The 16,670-nt window shown below is 59.3% G+C and carries 12 protein-coding genes, 1 tRNA gene and 1 pseudogene; 10 read left to right on the top strand and 4 right to left on the bottom strand.

Going from position 1 to position 16,670, the window contains the following annotated elements; translation table 11 throughout:
- Nucleotides 1-87: 87 nt before the first annotated feature.
- The gene (gene glpX / locus ACTG2U_RS14685) at nt 88-1,098 is read right to left on the bottom strand and encodes a class II fructose-bisphosphatase (protein ID WP_005336386.1); all 1,011 of its coding nucleotides are present in this window, start codon (nt 1,096-1,098) and stop codon (nt 88-90) included.
- 221 nt (nt 1,099-1,319) lie between these two features.
- Here glpX and ACTG2U_RS14680 point away from each other — a divergent pair, with 221 nt between their 5' ends.
- The 8 genes and pseudogenes from ACTG2U_RS14680 (at nt 1,320) to ACTG2U_RS14645 (ending at nt 11,694) form a co-directional block, all read left to right on the top strand.
- Nucleotides 1,320-2,375, top strand: a complete 1,056-nt coding sequence (locus ACTG2U_RS14680; protein ID WP_236356110.1) for a porin — start codon at nt 1,320-1,322, stop codon at nt 2,373-2,375.
- Between the two features lie 120 nt (nt 2,376-2,495).
- Complete coding sequence (locus ACTG2U_RS14675; protein ID WP_100654741.1) at nt 2,496-3,416, top strand: ABC transporter substrate-binding protein; 921 nt, start codon at nt 2,496-2,498, stop codon at nt 3,414-3,416.
- A gap of 33 nt (nt 3,417-3,449) precedes the next feature.
- Nucleotides 3,450-4,328, top strand: a complete 879-nt coding sequence (locus ACTG2U_RS14670; protein ID WP_335812165.1) for a DMT family transporter — start codon at nt 3,450-3,452, stop codon at nt 4,326-4,328.
- 435 nt (nt 4,329-4,763) lie between these two features.
- On the top strand, nt 4,764-6,230 hold the full coding sequence (gene yjeM / locus ACTG2U_RS14665) for a glutamate/gamma-aminobutyrate family transporter YjeM (RefSeq protein WP_158110388.1): 1,467 nt from the start codon (nt 4,764-4,766) through the stop codon (nt 6,228-6,230).
- Between the two features lie 263 nt (nt 6,231-6,493).
- Nucleotides 6,494-7,405 (top strand): D-alanyl-D-alanine endopeptidase, encoded by a 912-nt coding sequence (gene pbpG / locus ACTG2U_RS14660; protein WP_005336410.1) that lies wholly within the window; start codon nt 6,494-6,496, stop codon nt 7,403-7,405.
- A 223-nt stretch (nt 7,406-7,628) separates the two neighbouring features.
- The gene (locus ACTG2U_RS14655) at nt 7,629-8,666 is read left to right on the top strand and encodes an acyltransferase (RefSeq protein WP_429011609.1); all 1,038 of its coding nucleotides are present in this window, start codon (nt 7,629-7,631) and stop codon (nt 8,664-8,666) included.
- Between the two features lie 298 nt (nt 8,667-8,964).
- A pseudogene (locus ACTG2U_RS14650) lies at nt 8,965-11,006 on the top strand (TonB-dependent receptor).
- Nucleotides 11,007-11,070: 64 nt separating this feature from the next.
- Nucleotides 11,071-11,694, top strand: coding sequence for a PepSY-associated TM helix domain-containing protein (locus tag ACTG2U_RS14645; RefSeq protein ID WP_429011611.1), 624 nt, complete (start codon nt 11,071-11,073; stop codon nt 11,692-11,694).
- A 239-nt stretch (nt 11,695-11,933) separates the two neighbouring features.
- Here ACTG2U_RS14645 and ACTG2U_RS14640 read toward each other — a convergent pair.
- Nucleotides 11,934-12,019, bottom strand: a tRNA-Leu gene (locus ACTG2U_RS14640).
- A 143-nt stretch (nt 12,020-12,162) separates the two neighbouring features.
- Between ACTG2U_RS14640 and ACTG2U_RS14635 the strand changes: the two genes are divergently transcribed.
- Nucleotides 12,163-12,696, top strand: a complete 534-nt coding sequence (locus ACTG2U_RS14635; protein WP_162504496.1) for an RDD family protein — start codon at nt 12,163-12,165, stop codon at nt 12,694-12,696.
- A 74-nt stretch (nt 12,697-12,770) separates the two neighbouring features.
- On the opposite strand, the gene lptG is transcribed toward ACTG2U_RS14635, so the two are convergent.
- The gene (gene lptG / locus ACTG2U_RS14630; RefSeq protein WP_021231808.1) at nt 12,771-13,841 is read right to left on the bottom strand and encodes an LPS export ABC transporter permease LptG; all 1,071 of its coding nucleotides are present in this window, start codon (nt 13,839-13,841) and stop codon (nt 12,771-12,773) included.
- 25 nt (nt 13,842-13,866) lie between these two features.
- Nucleotides 13,867-14,979 (bottom strand): LPS export ABC transporter permease LptF, encoded by a 1,113-nt coding sequence (gene lptF, locus ACTG2U_RS14625; protein WP_421286223.1) that lies wholly within the window; start codon nt 14,977-14,979, stop codon nt 13,867-13,869.
- Between the two features lie 172 nt (nt 14,980-15,151).
- Here lptF and pepA point away from each other — a divergent pair, with 172 nt between their 5' ends.
- Complete coding sequence (pepA, locus tag ACTG2U_RS14620) at nt 15,152-16,660, top strand: leucyl aminopeptidase (protein ID WP_005336423.1); 1,509 nt, start codon at nt 15,152-15,154, stop codon at nt 16,658-16,660.
- The last annotated feature ends 10 nt before the right edge of the window (nt 16,661-16,670 follow it).

The following is a 16,670-nucleotide window of genomic DNA, read 5'->3' as shown; positions in this document are numbered from 1 at the left end:
GGTACAAACGTAGCTGACGCACAACAAAAAGCCCGACCGCACGGGCGATCGGGCTTCAGACAACACAGTCGGTTCAGCGAGACATAATCACAGGATGATGTCGCGTACCACGCTGTCTTTGCGCTCCAGGTAATGGATCGACTTGATACGACGAATGGTACGGGATTTACCACGGATCAACAGAGTCTCGGTGGTCGCCATCACGCCATCGCTGGTGATGCCGTCCAGCAGATCACCCTTGGTGATGCCGGTGGCGGAGAAGATGACGTTGTCATTCTTCGCCATGTCTTCCAGCTTGAGCACCTTGTTCACATCGATACCCAGCGCTTCGCAGCGGGCAATTTCTTGCTCGCCCAGTGCACGCACTTCCGGGCTGTCGCCCTTGACGCGGTGACGCGGCACCAGACGGGCCTGCATGTCACCATCCAGCGCGCGGATCACCGCAGCGGAGATCACCCCTTCCGGTGCGCCGCCGATGCCATACAGCATGTCAACTTCACTGTCCGGCAGACAGGTGAGGATGGAGGCGGCAACGTCACCATCAGGAATGGCGAACACCCGCACGCCCAGACCCTGCATCTCCTTGATTGCCTTGTCATGACGCGGCTTGGCCAGAGTAATGACGGTCAGACGGGAGAGCGGCTTGCCCAGCGCCTTGGCCACGGACTTCAGGTTCAGCTCGAGCGCCTGATCCAGGTCGATGGCGCCTTTGGCCTTGGGCCCGACGATCAGCTTTTCCATGTACATGTCAGGCGCTTTCAGGAAAGAACCCTTGTCGCCCACCGCCAGCACGGCCAGCGCGTTGGCCTGACCCATGGCAGTCATGCGGGTACCCTCGATGGGATCGACCGCGATATCCACCGCGTCGCCGTGTCCGGTACCGACCTTCTCGCCGATATAGAGCATCGGCGCTTCATCAATTTCACCTTCGCCGATCACAATCTCACCATCGATCTCGATCTGGTTGAGAATGTGGCGCATGGCCGCTACGGCCGCCCCATCAGCGATATTCTTGTCACCACGTCCGAGCCACTTGTAGCCAGCCAGTGCAGCCGCTTCCGTCACTCGGGAAAACTCGATTGCCAGTTCACGTCTCATCGCATATCCAACCTATGGAGCTCGAAAACGGGCGGCATTCTACCACAAGGGTAAACCTTTGCGCACAAAAGTAGCCGCTGCGAGCAAGAATGTAGCCAATTCATCCAATTGCAACCCAATTGCCATCGACTCTTCATCCAACTGTCACCCCGCTGTCATCCCTGCTGCCTAGCATGACCCCGTTTTCAAAACAAAAGCTTGCAACACCACAAGGGATTAAGATGAAAAAGCTGACTGTAGTGGCACTGGCTCTCACCGCAGCCTTCCAGGCTCAAGCCGTTGAAGTGTACAAAAATGACACCTCCATGCTGGATCTCTATGGCCGTATCTACGCTGGCCACTTCTTTGGTGACAAGAAGGAACTGGATGCCAGCGGCAAACCGAAAAGCGAATACAGCGACAAACAGGGTGCCAACCAGTTTGTCCGTTTCGGCGCCAAGGCCGAGACCCAGATCCAGAGCGGCCTGAAGGCTCTGGCTCAGTACGAAGTACAGATGTATATCAATGACAGCGAGAAGACCATCAGCGAGAACCCCGACAACCTGCGCACCCGTCTGGCGTTCGCCGGTGTCGGCGCTGACTGGGGCACCGTGACCTTCGGTCGCCAGAAAGGGGCCCCGGGTTTCCTGGCCGACTGGACTGATGTCTCCCTCTCCGACGGCTACGGCAACGAAGCGCTGGGCGCCAAGACCGACACCTTCGCCACCAACCGCGCCGGTTCCGTGCTGAAATACTCCGGTCTGTTCAATGGCTTCCAGCTCGACACCAGCTACAAGTTCGACGGTGGTGACACCGAAGAGACCACCAGCAAGGATAGCGATGCCGCCTACGGTGCTGCCGTGGCCTATACCTTCCCGTTCAACCTGTCACTGGGTACCGCCTACAACGTCGGTATCCGCGACAAGAGCGGTGAAGAAGATGCCAAGTTGTGGCTGATCTCCGCCAAGTTCGACAACAAGGCCGCCTACGCTGCCCTGAGCTATGCCGATGGCAGCGACTTCCTGGCGACCGGCACCGATCACACCGGTTGGGAAGCCGCGCTGGGCTACAACTTCGAGAACGGCTTCGGTCTGATGGCCCTGTGGAACAAACAGGAGCAGGACAAGGCTGGCATCAAGAAAGACAACGTGGATTACTACACCCTGGGTGCCCAGTACAAATTCAACAAGAACCTGCGGGTAATTGGCGAGTACCGTATCAACAATCTGGACAGCAAGGAGAGCGGCAAGCTCAACGTCAAGGATGACTTCCAGCTGGCTGCCCGCTACGACTTCTAATCGAGGTTTTGCGGATCCCCAAAGCGCGATGGCTTGCCATCGCGCTTTTTGCTGGGCGTCGTTCACGACCGGATAAAGTAGCCTAGGCTCAACAGTAGATGTATCGCCGGAGAGATGATCATGGTCAGGCTGCCTTTCGTCCTGCTGTTGCTGCTGGCTCTTCCCGCTCACGCCCTCTCTATCGCAATGGTGCTGTGGCGCGGTGAAACCGCAGCCGAAGCGGGCTTTCGGGCAGAGCTGACCCGTCTTGGCTATCAGGCCACCATCACCACCTATAACGCCGATCAGGATCGTACTGCGCTGGCAACCATGCTGCGCCAGCAGATGCTGCCGAAACTGGCCGAATACGACTACATCTACACCTTTGGCACCACCGCCACCACCATGACCAAGAGTCTGGTGGCCAACCGCAAGCCACTGATCTTCAACGTGGTATCCGACCCGGTCGGGGCAGACATCCTCTCGGAAGACAAAGCCCAGAACAGCATGGTGGCCGGGGTAAGCAACATGGTGCCGATGGCGCTGCAACTGGCCAACGCCAGCGAGCATCTGGCCACCGGCAAACGGCTGCTGCTACCCTTCAACCCCCGTGAGCAGAACACACTGCTGGTGGCCGATATGTTGCTCAATGAAGCGAAACGCTATCAGTGGCAGATGGTCACCTGGCGAATGGCCCCTGACCCACGGCGGCTGGACAACGAACTAAAGCGGCTGCAACAGGATGCCAAAAACGACATCGTCTTTCTGGCCGCAGACAGCTATCTGCTCTCTATCGCCCCCCGTTTGCTAAATGCACTCAACGCAGCTGCCATCCCTACCATCTGCAGTGCAGAGCTGTTCGTCGAGCACGGCTGCAGCGTTGGCACCATCAGCAGCTACGAGGCACTGGGCAAGATGGCCGCCGGGATCATCCACCGCCACCAGCAGGGAACAGAGTTGCAGGATATACCGCTGCAGACCGATCCCCATCCCAAACTGGTGCTGGGGCAACTGGGTAACGCCACCACGCAGGAGGCGAGCCCCGAAAAGCCGAAGCCTTGATAAAGATCTCGGCCAATCAGGCTCCGGGCGGGTATGCTGTTGACCCCCATCGCCCGAGAGCCCTTTCCCATGAGCACCACCGTCTTTTTTGCCGTCCTGCTGGCAGCCCTGCTTCACGCCAGCTGGAATGCGCTGGTCAAAATTGGCGAAGAGCGGCTGGTGGGCGTGTCACTGGTGGCGATCTTCTCAGGGCTTATAGCCACCGTGGCGCTGCTGCCCATGGGGCTTCCCTCTGCTGCCGAGCTGCCTTGGCTCGGCCTCTCAGTCCTGCTCCATATCGGTTACTGCCTGTTTCTCAGTCATGCCTACAATCAGGGCGATTTTGGCCAGATCTATCCGCTGGCACGTGGCAGTGCCCCGCTGCTCGCCATGGCGTTAAGTGCCATATTGCTGGGGGATTACCCCGGTTACGGCGGCCTCATCGGCGCCTGCGTGCTGATCATGGGTGTCTTGCTGATGGCCTGGCGAGGTGGGCAGCAGCGTCTTGCCAGCAAAGCGGTTCGGGCAGCACTGGTCACGGCCATGTTTACGGCGACCTATACCCTCTCGGATGGGGCCGGCGCCCGCGCAGGGGGTGAACCGGTACGCTACACCCTCTGGCTCTTTGCCTGCACCGGGCTGGCGATGCTGCTGGTGTTGCTCGTCCACCAGAAACGCAACGCATGGCGCCAGATCCGTCGCCATGCGATGGCGGGAATTGCAGGAGGTGCCATGTCACTGCTCGCCTACGGGATTGTTATCTGGGCCATGACCCAAGCCCCCATTGGCGTGGTTGCGGCTCTGCGCGAAAGCAGTGTGCTGTTTGCCATGCTGCTCTCGGTCTGGCTGCTGAAAGAGCCGCTCGGGCGCATGCGGCTGACGGCGGCGGCCATTATCACCGGCGGCGTGCTGCTGACCCGGCTGGGAGGATAAGCGCTGTCGCCATTGGTGCGAATTTATCAGGCAGGATGGCGTAATTCACTCCGCCAAATATGCCGAATACCAATAATGGAAATAAGTGTCGGCCCGGGCGTAAATGTTTACATCCGCAACGTATCAATTAACTGGCAGGTCTGCTTATTTCAACCACAGCTTCATTCGGGAAACTTACCTGCCCAGCAGCATTAATGATAAAATCGTTCACAGTTAATTTTCGGCAACGCTGACCAATACCGCGCATGGCACAGACCATGCTGCTCCGCCCATACATTCATTGACCGCCTGACGGGTAAGCCAGCCCGGTCAGAGATGACCCGATCGCGCCCGCCACAGCAGGATGGCATGGCGCGACCGCGTTATTAATGGGTCCGGTTTCGTCTGTTTAATTTTTGATTATTTTAAATCCAGCACCATCAGGGAGTTTTTAATATGTCAGCAAAAAAGCTGAAGTTGGGCGCCTTTATATTGATGATATTAACATCGGTATTTGGCGTCACTAATATCGGGATCGGTTTTTACCGAATGGGATATGCCGCTATTCCGATGTTCGTGATCGGCGGTCTGTTTTTCTTCATCCCGTTCATTTTGATGATGATTGAGTTTGGTACCGGTTTTCGCAAAGAGGCGGGCGGTATCTTTACCTGGATGCGCCACTCGGTCTCGACCCGATTCGCCTTTATCGGTCTGACCATGTGGTTCGCCTCCTACGTCATCTGGATGTTTGGCAAGGCGCTCTCCATGTGGGTGCCCCTCTCCTTCATGCTGTTTGGCCGCGACATCACCGTCATCCCGGTCACCCTGGGCACCGGCATCGACTTCGGCCCCTTTATTCTGGGAGTGGTCGCCATCGCGCTGGTTGCCACCGTCACCAAGCTCATCACCCTGGGTAGCGCCCGCTTCGCCAAAGTGGCGGCCATCGGCGGTCTCTCAGTGGTGGCACTCAACGTGTTGCTGCTGGTCGGCGGCGTCTTCACCTTCGCGGTGAGCGGCATGACTCTGCAGGAGCCCTTCACCCAGGCATCGCTGACGGCTTCTCCCAATGCCGCGTTCAACGACATCATCCCTTTCCTCGGCTTTATGGTATTCGCCATCTTCGCCTACGGCGGGGTCGAGGCGATGGCCGGGGTGGCTGACGAGCTGGAAGATCCCGAGCGCGACCTCAAGCGCGGCATCTTCCTCTCCGGCGCCTTCATCGTACTCTGCTACATCATCGGCTTTCTGGCGGTCGGCTCCATCATGCGCTGGAGCGACTTCCCGGCCGAGGGGATCACCTCTCTCTCCGCCCTCTTCATCATCATGCTGGAGCTGGGGCGCCATCTTGGTGGCGAGTGGCTGGGACAGGTATTCATGCGCTTTGCTGGCCTTGGCATGTTCCTGAGCTATCTGGGTGCCTTTATCGCCCTCTCCTACGCGCCACTGCGCCAGTTCATCACCGGCACCCCGAGTTACTTCTGGCCGGAGCGTTTCCAGCGCGAGAACGAGAATGGCGTGCGCATTGAAGCCCTCAAGGTGCAAGCCTGGGTGGTCTGTCTGTTCATTGCCGCCAAGTCCATCTTTACCCTGATCAACCCGGAAGGGGCCGCCGCCCTCTACGAGCTGATCATCACCATGACCAACGTCGGCATGACCCTGCCCTACATGTTCCTCATCTACGCCTGGTATCGCTATCGCAACAACCCGGCGCTGGGCAAGGACCTGATCTTCTTCAAGAGCTCAGGTGCCGTGCTGCTGGCTACCATCATCAGCCTGATCCTGGTCGCCTTCGGCAACGTCTTTACCGTGGTGGCCCCCTTTATCTCCGGCGATATCTCCACCGGCGTCTGGACCATCATTGGCCCGCTGCTGTTCGTGGTGATCGCCATGCGCTTCAAGATCAAGCAGGAAGATGCCCACTAAACGGTAGGCAATGCTCCATGCCAATCGGGACCGTTCTGGTCCCGATTTTTTTTAGCGCCGGGTTCCGCTCGCCATCACGGCCAGCCCATAGTTTCAATGCATAAAAAAAAGACTCCATGGAGACCTCTTTTACGCTCTCCTCGCCGTCAGAGCACGCTCAACGCCGTAAATTATCAATATCAAGGTGAGAATGATTGTGAAGCGCCAGTTCACGACATATAACTTAGCGAGATATCCCTGTATTTCGTCCGGTAGAGCTGATCATGATGATGCGTTCCCTCCTTCCCCTGTTGCTTGGCGCAGTAATGCTGCCGGCCACTATGGACAGTGCCCATGCCAACCCCTTTTCCGCCAGCAGCAAGAGCAGCAGCGGCTTTCTCGAGCGACGGGATGTGCCCAACCTCAGCTCGGCCGCTTTCGTGGTGGCCAACCACAGAACCGGCGAGGTGATCTCCGAGCGCAACGGCAACCGGGTAATGCCCATCGCCTCACTCACCAAGCTGATGACGGCGCTGGTGGTGCTGGATGCCAACCTGCGCCTCAACGAAATGCTCACCGTGACCAATGCCGACATCGACCGCATCAAGGGAACCGGCTCGCGCCTGGCCATCGGCTCCAGGCTCAGCCGCGCCGAAATGCTCCATATCGCCCTGATGTCCTCTGAAAACCGCGCCGCCTCGGCGCTGGCCCGCCACTATCCCGGCGGCCAGCGAGCCTTCGTCGAGGCGATGAATGCCAAGGCCCGCATGCTGGGGATGTGGAATACCCGCTACGCCGACAGCACCGGGCTCAACCCGCGCAACGTCTCCACCGCGCAGGATCTCGCCAAGCTCGCCGCCGCAGCGGCCTCCTATCCGCTGATCCGCCAGTACTCCACCGACGAGCAGAGCTATGTGCGCACCAACAAACGCCAGCTGCACTACCTCAACTCCAACCGGTTGATCCGCGAAGGGCAATGGGAGTTCACCCTCTCCAAGACCGGCTATATCCGCGAAGCGGGCCGCTGTCTGGTGCTGGGCACCAAGGTCAATCGCGAGCCGGTGATCATGGTGCTGCTCAATGCCGAGACCACCAACGATCGGGTCGCCGACGCCAAGCGGATCAAAACCTGGCTGGAGAGCTCGGGCAGAACCACCCTGGCAGCCAACCAGAGCAGCATGCTGACTCACCAGTAAGCTCGAGATCCCCAACCAAGCGAGGCGCCCGCCTCGCTTTTTTTATCTGCATGAGCGCGCCCAAAAAACGGGAGCTTGCTCCCGTTACAGGTAACACCTTCCGCCATCCAGTTACAAAACGTAACGACTCAACAGTGTGATTCACACTAATAGAATCAATTGGTTGTAACCTGGCAGCAAGAATTTTAGCGTGCCATCACAACCCCTGTAACGACGAGCCACCATGCGTATTTCCAGTATCGAGTGCGGGCGGGTACTGGCCATTCTGGCCGTGATGACCATTCACGTATCCCCCTTCGCCAATCCCTTCAATCCCGCCCTGTGGGGAAGTGGATCCTGGCTCTGGCTGAGCGGCACCATCAACCAGTTATGCCGCTTTGCCGTGCCGCTGTTTTTCCTCTGTGCCGGTTATTTTCTGCAGCCGAGACTGAGTCGCGAGGCGCCGCTGACCGTGGCCTGGCGCTACTGCCGCCCCTTGCTGCTGCTCTGGCTGGCGTGGAGTCTGGTCTACCTGCTGGTGCCGTTCAATCCACTGGATGCCGTGCAGCAAGGCTATCTGGCCTCCCTGCGCGGGCAGTGGCTATTCCAGCTCGGCGACCCCCTCAATGGCTGGCTGGTGGGCGGCATGATCCACCTCTGGTTCCTGCCTGCCCTGGTGATGGCGGTGGCCCTGCTGGCACTCTGTTACCGGCTTGGCAGACCATCGCTCGCCATCTGGCTGGGTCTTGGCCTCTACTTGCTGGCGCTGCTGGGGGGCTCCTATGCCAAGCCGCTGCTGGGCACCGAGTGGCCACTGCTCACCCGTAACGGCCCCTTCTTCTCCCTGCTGTTTGTGGCGCTTGGTGCCCTGCTGCGCCAGCGTCAGTGGCAGCCCGATGCCCGCACCGGCTGGCAACTACTGCTGGCGGGCGTGGCGCTCTATGGCTGTGAAGCCTGGGCGCTGCAGCACTTTGCTGCAGTGCCGCTCACCCGCCACGACTTCCTGCTCGGCTCCCTTCCCTGGGCTATCGGCCTGTTTGGACTGCTGCTGGCCAACCCCGAGTTGGGCAAGGGCAGCTGGCTTGAACGTCAAGCCCCCAAAGTGCTCGGGATCTACTGCCTGCACATGATGCTGGTGGTCTGGCTCTTCGTGTTCGGCCCGCAGGGCGCATCCATCCCGTGGGAGATCGCCAAGGTGCCGCTGCTGCTGGGAGCATCTCTGCTGGCCTATCGCCTGCTGGCGGCCCAGCCCCTCACCCGCCGACTGCTGCGTACTCGCTGAGTCCGGTATCCGGCCCGTCCTATCGGGCCGGATACCTCTTCACGTTTAGCCCCTCCCCTTTCTCTTCCGCTACGCCCTTTTTGCTCTCGCTTCGTTCTCGCCGCTTGCTGCAATGGCTCTGCTTTTCAGCCGAGCTCTGCCGACCACACAACACGCCCCCAAAGCCCCCTCCATTTTCACCTTGCCAGACAAATGAAAATCAATATCATTGGCATCCCGCTTAAGCGGGTCAGGCTAATTATAATTAAATCAATATGTTCGAGCCGTCAGGTCGACATCCAAAGAGTCAATATTGAATATGCAGCACCCTCACTTTCGCAGAACGCTGGTCTCGCTGGCACTGCTGGGCACCGGCTTCACTGCCCAGGCCGCCGATGAAACCATGACAGTAGTTGGCAAACGATCCCAGCATCAGGAAGTTGCCACCGCAACCCGTACCAATACGCCAGCCAAGCTGGTTCCCCAGACCATCGACAGCGTCAAGGTCAGCGAGCTGACCGCCTTCGGCCAACCGACGCTGAGTGAAGCTCTGAGCGGCATTCCCGGGGTCAACGCAAGCGGTGATACCCGCTTCGACGGGGTCAATATCCGCGGCTTCAGCGCCAGCAACGACTTCTATCTCGACGGATTCCGCGACGACATGCAGTACACCCGGGATCTCGGCAACATCGAGCGGGTGGAAGTGCTCAAGGGCCCGGCTGCCGTGCTCTACGGCCGCGGTAGCACGGGGGCATCGTCAACCGGGTCAGCAAGAAGCCGCAAAAAGGGCAGGAGTCCAGCGTCACCGCCCGGGTCGGCAGCTTTGACAGTCAGCGACTGGCCGCCGACCTCAATGGCGAGGCGAGTGAGCAGGTGCAACTGCGCCTCAACATGGCGCAAGAGGACAAAGATAGCTTTCGCAACGGCGTGAAGAGCAAGCGCACCCTGCTGGCCCCCTCCGCCAACTGGGAGATCAGCGACAACCTCAACTGGCTGGTGCAGTACGAGCGCAATGAACATGACCGCACCCCGGATCGCGGCATTCCCGGGGTCAATGGCCGTCCGGCCGATGTGCCGCGAGAGTATGTCTACAGCGACACCAGCCGCGACTTCATCGATGACGTGGCGCAATCCACCCGTTCACGCCTCTCCTGGGATATCAACGATCAATGGCAACTGCGCCAACAGCTCGGTTACTCCACCCTCGACAGCCAGTTTGACAACACCTATGTCACCAGCGTCAAAGGGGATAAGGTGACCCGCTCCCGCTGGCAGCAGGATCTGAAAGCGAAGAACCTGATCAGCAACACCGAGGCCGAAGGTCTGTTCCAGACCGGTCCGGTGGAACATCGCCTGCTGGTTGGCTTCGAGCAGAACTGGCAGGAGCGCACACCCAAGCTCTACCAGAACGCCAACGCCATCCCGTCTGGCAATCTCTACGATCCGGGCTCACTGCCTACCTACAATGGTGCCATGAAACTCTCCAGCGACGCCAAACACAAGGTGCGCGGCAATGGCCTCTATCTGCAGGATCAGCTCAGCCTGGGTGACTGGCATCTGGTTGGCGGGCTGCGCCGTGACGACTTCACCGTCACCAGTCGCCGCTACGACCTCAACAAGGAGGAGAGCGTCTCGGTCAACAGCCTGAGCCCGCGCCTCGGTCTGGTGTGGAATCCCCTCGAGGATCACGCCTTCTACACCTCCTACAGCAAGACCTTCACTCCAGTGGGCGGCGAGCTGATCGGCATCACCCCGGGTGACAAGAACAACGGGCTGGAACCCCAGCACACCCGCCTCTACGAGGGGGGTGTGAAGAGTGACTGGCTGAACGGCAAGCTGGCGACCACTCTCTCCCTCTATCGACTGGAGATGTACAACAAGCGCACCAAGGATCCGCTGGATCCCACCAAGGTGATCCTCACCGGCCTGCAGCGTACCGAGGGTGTCGAGCTGAGCGCCCGCGCCGAGCTGACCGACAAGATCTACCTGCGTGGTGGCTTCGCCATTCAGGATGCCGAGCAGGTCAAGGCGGATGCGGATCTGCAGGGCAAGCGCCCGATGAACGTCTCCCGTCAGAATGGCCAGCTCTATCTCGGCTACAAGAGTGGCGAGCAGGGCTGGTTCGGCGAAACCGGCGTGACGGCAGTGGGCGATCGCTTTGCCGACAACGCCAACACCACCACTCTGCCCGGTTACGCTCGCTTCGATGCGCGCGCCGGTTATCGCTGGCAGCAGTGGGAAGCCGAGCTGAGCGCCGAAAACCTGACCGACCACGAGTACTTTGTCAGCGCCACCAGTGCCACCCAGATCATGCCGGGTACGCCCCGTCAGCTGAGCCTGACCGGAACCTACCGCTTCTGATCTCTGTGACAACCACCCCGACTGGCCAGCCCTTGCTGGCCAGTTTTTTTATGAAGCAACCACGATGAAACGCAGAAGAGTTCCCCTTCACAACAACAAATGGGTACGCCGCCTCCATGCTTGGGCCGGCTTTTTTACCCTTGCCCTGATGCTGATGTACGGCATCACCGGCCTCTGGCTGCAACACCGTGCCGTGTTGCCCATCCCCGGCCCCCACACCAACAAATCGAGTGAAGAGATAGTGCTGGAGACGCCGCTTGCCAGCCCGGAGCAGCTGAAAAACCTGCTGCAACAGCGCTATCCCGATACCTTTGCCGACGGGCGAACCATGATCACCCCGGCCCAGACCCTGCCCACCCCGAACGGCCCGCTCACCCTGCCCGCCAAGTGGGAGATGCGCGGCGTTACGCTCAGCCAGAGCGTGGCCGCCAGCTATGTCGAGGGTACCTTGCTGATACGTACCGACCTGCAGCAAGCCAACTTTGCCGCCAGCCTCAACCGGCTGCACCGCGGCATGGGCACCGGCCTCGGCTGGCAGCTGTTTGGCGATATCGCCGCCCTGGCCCTGCTGCTGCTCGCCCTCACCAGCCTGTTTATGTGGACCAAGCTGCACGGCACACCCAGAGCCATCATAGCGCTGACACTCGCTGGCAGCCTCGGCACCCTGCTGTTTGCCCTGCTGGGGTAACGCAGCAACCATGATCTGATGCAGCAAGGTTTGGAAAGAAAACCGCAATAGAAACAGGCCGCTGGCGGTGATGCCGTCAGCGGCCACATCAAGAAAAGGAAATAACGGAGAGCGGAAAAAGAGAAGGGATACCAAGAGGTAACGGGAAGTACTGACTGCTCAGCAGCAACGCACCAATGTGCAGGAGCGCCAAAAAACAAAAGGCCATCATTGCTGATGGCCTTTTGTCATGAATTTGATGGTGCCCGGGGTCGGACTCGAACCGACACGGTTATTCACCGGCGGATTTTGAATCCGCTGCGTCTACCGATTTCGCCACCCGGGCAACTGCGAGGGATTATACGAATGGCGCGATGCCATGCAAGGTGTTTTTCGATTGAACACTCCCGTTTGTTCATTTATTCAACGCCTTGCCGATGCGGGGCCAGTTACATAGAATGCCGCCATCATCTTAATGGAATAAAAACGATGGCCAAGCCTAAAAAAGTCCAACAAAAATCCCCCTCTCCCGCCACTCAGCCATACCCGTCAGCGGGTCTGATGCGTCGCCTCGGCGCCCTGATCTATGATGCGCTGGTGGTGACTTCGCTGCTGATCATCGCCGGCTTTATCGGCATGGGTGTCGCCAAGCTGTTGCTGGTCACCGGCATGGCCAGCGTACCGGCGGGTGAAGATACCGTCTGGTTGCTGACCCGCCACCACCTGAGCCTGATCTACACCCTGTGGCTCGCCTTCGTCATCTGCGGTTTCTACACCTGGTTCTGGACCCGTGCTGGCCAGACCGTCGGCATGCGCGCCTGGCGGCTGCGCATTCAGAACGAAGATGGCAGCCATATCCGTATTACCCAGGCGCTGATCCGTCTCGCCACCGCCGCCTTTGGTCTGGGCAACCTGATGTGCCTGTTCAACCGCCAGCGTCCGCGGGCGTTTCAGGATATCTGGGCCGAGTGCGAAGTGATTGTGCTGAGCAAAGAGGCAAATCTGGAATTGTTGAACAAGTAATACCGGAGCAATGCAGCAACGAAAGAGGGCACCAACAGGTGCCCTCTTTGCATTTCCTCATAATCTCGTGCGGGTTACTGCTTGCGGCTGAGGATGTAGAAGGAGATGCCGCCAAACAGCAGGCTGGGCGCGATAGCCGCCAGAATCGGCGGTACCGCATAGACCAGACTGATGGGGCCAAACACCCGATCACTCACATAGACGGCAAAGCCGGTCATGATCCCCATCAGCATCCGAGCCCCCATGCTCACCGAGCGTAGCGGGCCAAAGATGAAGGAGGAGGCCAGCAGGATCATCGCCACCACCGAGAGTGGTGACAGCAATTTGCGCCACATCTCCAGCTTGTAGCGACCGGCATCCTGCTTGTTGGCATCGAGATAGCCGATGTAGTCGAGCAGACCGGAGACCGAGAGGTTCTCGGGGTCGATACTCACCACCCCCAGCTGCTTGGGCGTCAGCTCCGAGCTCCACTCCATCTTGTCATGCTGTTCGCTGCGGATCTGCGCCGGGTCGTCGAAGCGGGTAACCTGGGTCTGCTTGAGCAGCCAGTGGTGACGCTCGAACACCCCCTCCTGCGCCTGCACCACGTCGATCAGCTTGCGCTCGGGGGTGAAGCGATAGAGGGTGATGCCGGTGAGGGCGCCATCGTTACGCACCCCGTTGATATTGACGAAGTTGTTGCCATCGCGAGCCCACACACCGTAGGCGGAAACCGTCAGACGACCTTCGGACAGCGCGCCTGCCTTGATGTCATCGGCCATCCGCTTGGCGATGGGGGCCACATACTCCCCCATCAACCCCACCATGATCATCAGCGGGATCGCCGTCTTGAGCGCAGCCATCACGATACTGATCTTGGAGCGACCCGCCGCCTGCATCACCACCAGCTCGGAGCTGGTCGCCAGCTGACCCAGACCAATCAGGCCACCCAGCAGCGCGGCCAGCGGGAAGAAGAGCACCGCCTCCTTGGGCATGGAGAGCAGCACATAGTAGAGGGCGTTGATCATGTCGTAGTTGCCGTCACCGACCGACTTGAGCTGCTCCACATATTTGATGAGCGCCGCCAGACCAACCAGCGTGATTTCACACAGCAGGATCGACATAAAGATGACCCTACCGATATATCTATCGAGAATGCCAAACATCAGCAGAAGTTCCTATGTTGCAGCATCATGCTGATTTTCTGTTGAAATAGCGCCCTTTCACCCCGTTCCACCAGCTGGTGCCCTGCAGATTGAGGGGCAGGCCGATAAACAGCAGGTAACCGAGCGGCACCAGGAACATCCCCGGCCAGTAGGGCAGCCGACCGCTGTCGATGGCCGAACGGGCGGCGCTGAGCAGCAGGAAGTAGGAGAGATAGAGCATGATGGCCGGCAACAGCTTGGCGTAGCGCCCCTGACGGGGGTTGACCCGCGCCAGCGGTACCACCAGCAGGGTCAGCACCGGAATGGAGAGGGGCAGCGAGATACGCCACTGCAATTCCGCCATCATAGCGTTGTCCTGGGTACCGAACAGTTCCATGGTCGGCTTGGCCGCCGCCTTGCGGTTGGAACGCTCCATCTCCTGCTGGCGGATCACCAGACCATATTCGCGAAAATCGGAGATCTGGAACTGTTTGCCGGAGAAGTTCCCTTCGTAGCGGGAACCATCCATCAGAGTCAGCCACTGCAGACCGTTCTCATCGACCGTCACCACCCCTTCGCTCGCCACCACCACCGAGGGAGGATTGTTCCCCTCCGCCCGCTGCAGCACGAAGATCTTTTGCAGTTTTGAGCCGTTGTCGTTCAAATCCTGGATATAGGCAACCAGACGCCCCTTGTCGAGCTCCATAAAGCGGCCCGCCTGCAGGAAGGAGATACCCGGATCCGCCTTGAACTCGTCGATCACCTGATACTCGCGCTCCTTGGCCTGCGGGGCGATCCAGCCGGTGTTGAACGCCGCAACCACCGCCGTCAGCAAGGCCAGCGACATGGCGCTGCGCATCACAAAACGGTGGCTGAAGCCGACCGCATGCATCACCGTCATCTCGCTTTCGGCGTAGAGGCGACCATGGGCAAACAAAATGGCTAAAAAGAGACTGATAGGCAGCATCAACAACGCCATATTGGGCAAGTTGAGCAGCAGCAGGGTGGAGACCAGACGTGTCGGCACCTCGCCATCGGCGGCGTCACCGATGATCTTGATAAATTGTTGGCTGACAAAGATAAGCAGCAATACGAATAACACTGCCAGCTGGGTTTTCAGGGTTTCCCTGAACAAATATCGGAAAACGATCACAGTCATTCCCAAGTAAACTTGTGTTTTTAGTCGAATGCCTGAAAAATAGGGCCGTATATTGGATTTTTACCAGTTTGAACTGCGGAGCCTGTGGCTGTTCGCTCCGCCTCTGATACCCCAACAAGCACCGCATTATTCAATAAAAGGTGCCTTTTGTCTTTAGGATGTAGGAGATTCCATGGAGTTCAGTGTAAAGAGTGGCAGTCCAGAGAAGCAACGGAGCGCCTGCGTCGTAGTCGGCGTATTTGAGCCTCGTCGCCTCTCTCCGGTTGCCGAACAACTGGACAAGATCAGCGATGGCTATATCAGTTCGCTGCTGCGCCGTGGCGACCTGGAAGGGAAACCAGGCCAGATGCTGCTGCTGCATCAAGTACCGGGCGTGCTCAGCGAGCGCGTACTGCTGGTCGGATGCGGCAAGGAGCGGGAACTCGACGAACGCCAGTACAAGCAGATCATCAACAAGACCATCACCACCCTGAACGAAACCGGCTCCATGGAAGCGGTCTGCTTCCTCACCGAGCTGCACGTCAAGGGTCGGGATACCTATTGGAAGGTGCGCCAGGCGGTAGAAACCACCAAGGCGGGCCTCTACAGCTTTGATCAGTTCAAGACCAACAAGGCCGAGCCACGTCGCCCGCTGCGCAAGCTGGTATTCAACGTGCCGACGCGTCGGGAACTGACCATTGGTGAAAAAGCCATCGCTCACGGTCTGGCCGTGGCCAAGGGTGTGCGGGTCTGCCGCGACGTGGCGAACATGCCGCCCAACGTCTGCAACCCGGCCTATCTGGCCTCCCAGGCCCGTCGTCTGGCCGATGCCTACGACAACATCACCACCAAGGTGGTGGGCGAGCAGGAGATGGCCGAGCTCGGCATGAACTCCTATCTGGCGGTGGCCCGCGGCTCCGACAACGAAGCCATGATGGCCATCATCGAATACAAGGGTCATCCGGATGCCAAGCCCATCGTGCTGGTCGGCAAGGGTCTGACCTTTGACTCCGGTGGAATCTCCATCAAACCGGCCGACGGCATGGACGAGATGAAGTACGACATGGGTGGCGCCGCCTCCGTGCTCGGTACCATGCATGCGCTGGCCCAGCTGCAACTGCCGATCAACGTCATCGGCGTGCTGGCAGGCTGCGAGAACATGCCGGGTGGCAACGCCTATCGTCCGGGTGACATCCTTACCTCCATGTCCGGCCAGACCATCGAAGTGCTCAACACCGATGCGGAAGGTCGTCTGGTGCTGTGTGATGCACTGACCTATGTGGACCGCTTCGATCCGGAAACCGTGATCGACGTGGCGACCCTGACCGGTGCCTGCGTCATCGCGCTGGGCCACCACACCTCGGGTCTGCTGGCCAACCACAACCCGCTGGCCCACGAGCTGCTCAACGCCTCCGAGCAGGCGGGTGATCGCGCCTGGCGTCTGCCGCTGTTTGACGAGTATCAGGAGCAGATCGACAGCCCGTTTGCCGACATGGCCAACATCGGCGGTCGTCCGGCCGGCACCATCACCGCGGCCGCCTTCCTGTCACGCTTCACCAAGAAGTACAACTGGGCCCACCTGGATATCGCCGGGACTGCCTGGAAGAGTGGCAAGGATAAAGGCTCCACCGGTCGTCCGGTGCCCCTGCTGACCCAGTTCCTGCTGAACCGGGCTGGCGTGGATATCGAAGAGAAAGAGTAACTCTCCGGCC

This window comes from Aeromonas sp. 95A, from assembly GCF_051919235.1.
Lineage (GTDB): Bacteria > Pseudomonadota > Gammaproteobacteria > Enterobacterales > Aeromonadaceae > Aeromonas > Aeromonas veronii.
This window is presented reverse-complemented; position numbering and strand designations above follow the sequence as displayed.

Coding starts and splice junctions, on each gene's coding strand:
- ACTG2U_RS14655 (WP_429011609.1), top strand. CDS start 7,629: ATGCGTATTTCCAGTATCGAGTGCGGGCGGGTACTGGCCATTCTGGCC.
- lptG (WP_021231808.1), bottom strand. CDS start 13,841: ATGTTTGGCATTCTCGATAGATATATCGGTAGGGTCATCTTTATGTCG.
- ACTG2U_RS14670 (WP_335812165.1), top strand. CDS start 3,450: ATGCTGTTGACCCCCATCGCCCGAGAGCCCTTTCCCATGAGCACCACC.
- glpX (WP_005336386.1), bottom strand. CDS start 1,098: ATGAGACGTGAACTGGCAATCGAGTTTTCCCGAGTGACGGAAGCGGCT.
- yjeM (WP_158110388.1), top strand. CDS start 4,764: ATGTCAGCAAAAAAGCTGAAGTTGGGCGCCTTTATATTGATGATATTA.
- ACTG2U_RS14635 (WP_162504496.1), top strand. CDS start 12,163: ATGGCCAAGCCTAAAAAAGTCCAACAAAAATCCCCCTCTCCCGCCACT.
- ACTG2U_RS14675 (WP_100654741.1), top strand. CDS start 2,496: ATGGTCAGGCTGCCTTTCGTCCTGCTGTTGCTGCTGGCTCTTCCCGCT.
- pbpG (WP_005336410.1), top strand. CDS start 6,494: ATGATGATGCGTTCCCTCCTTCCCCTGTTGCTTGGCGCAGTAATGCTG.
- ACTG2U_RS14645 (WP_429011611.1), top strand. CDS start 11,071: ATGAAACGCAGAAGAGTTCCCCTTCACAACAACAAATGGGTACGCCGC.
- lptF (WP_421286223.1), bottom strand. CDS start 14,979: ATGACTGTGATCGTTTTCCGATATTTGTTCAGGGAAACCCTGAAAACC.
- pepA (WP_005336423.1), top strand. CDS start 15,152: ATGGAGTTCAGTGTAAAGAGTGGCAGTCCAGAGAAGCAACGGAGCGCC.
- ACTG2U_RS14680 (WP_236356110.1), top strand. CDS start 1,320: ATGAAAAAGCTGACTGTAGTGGCACTGGCTCTCACCGCAGCCTTCCAG.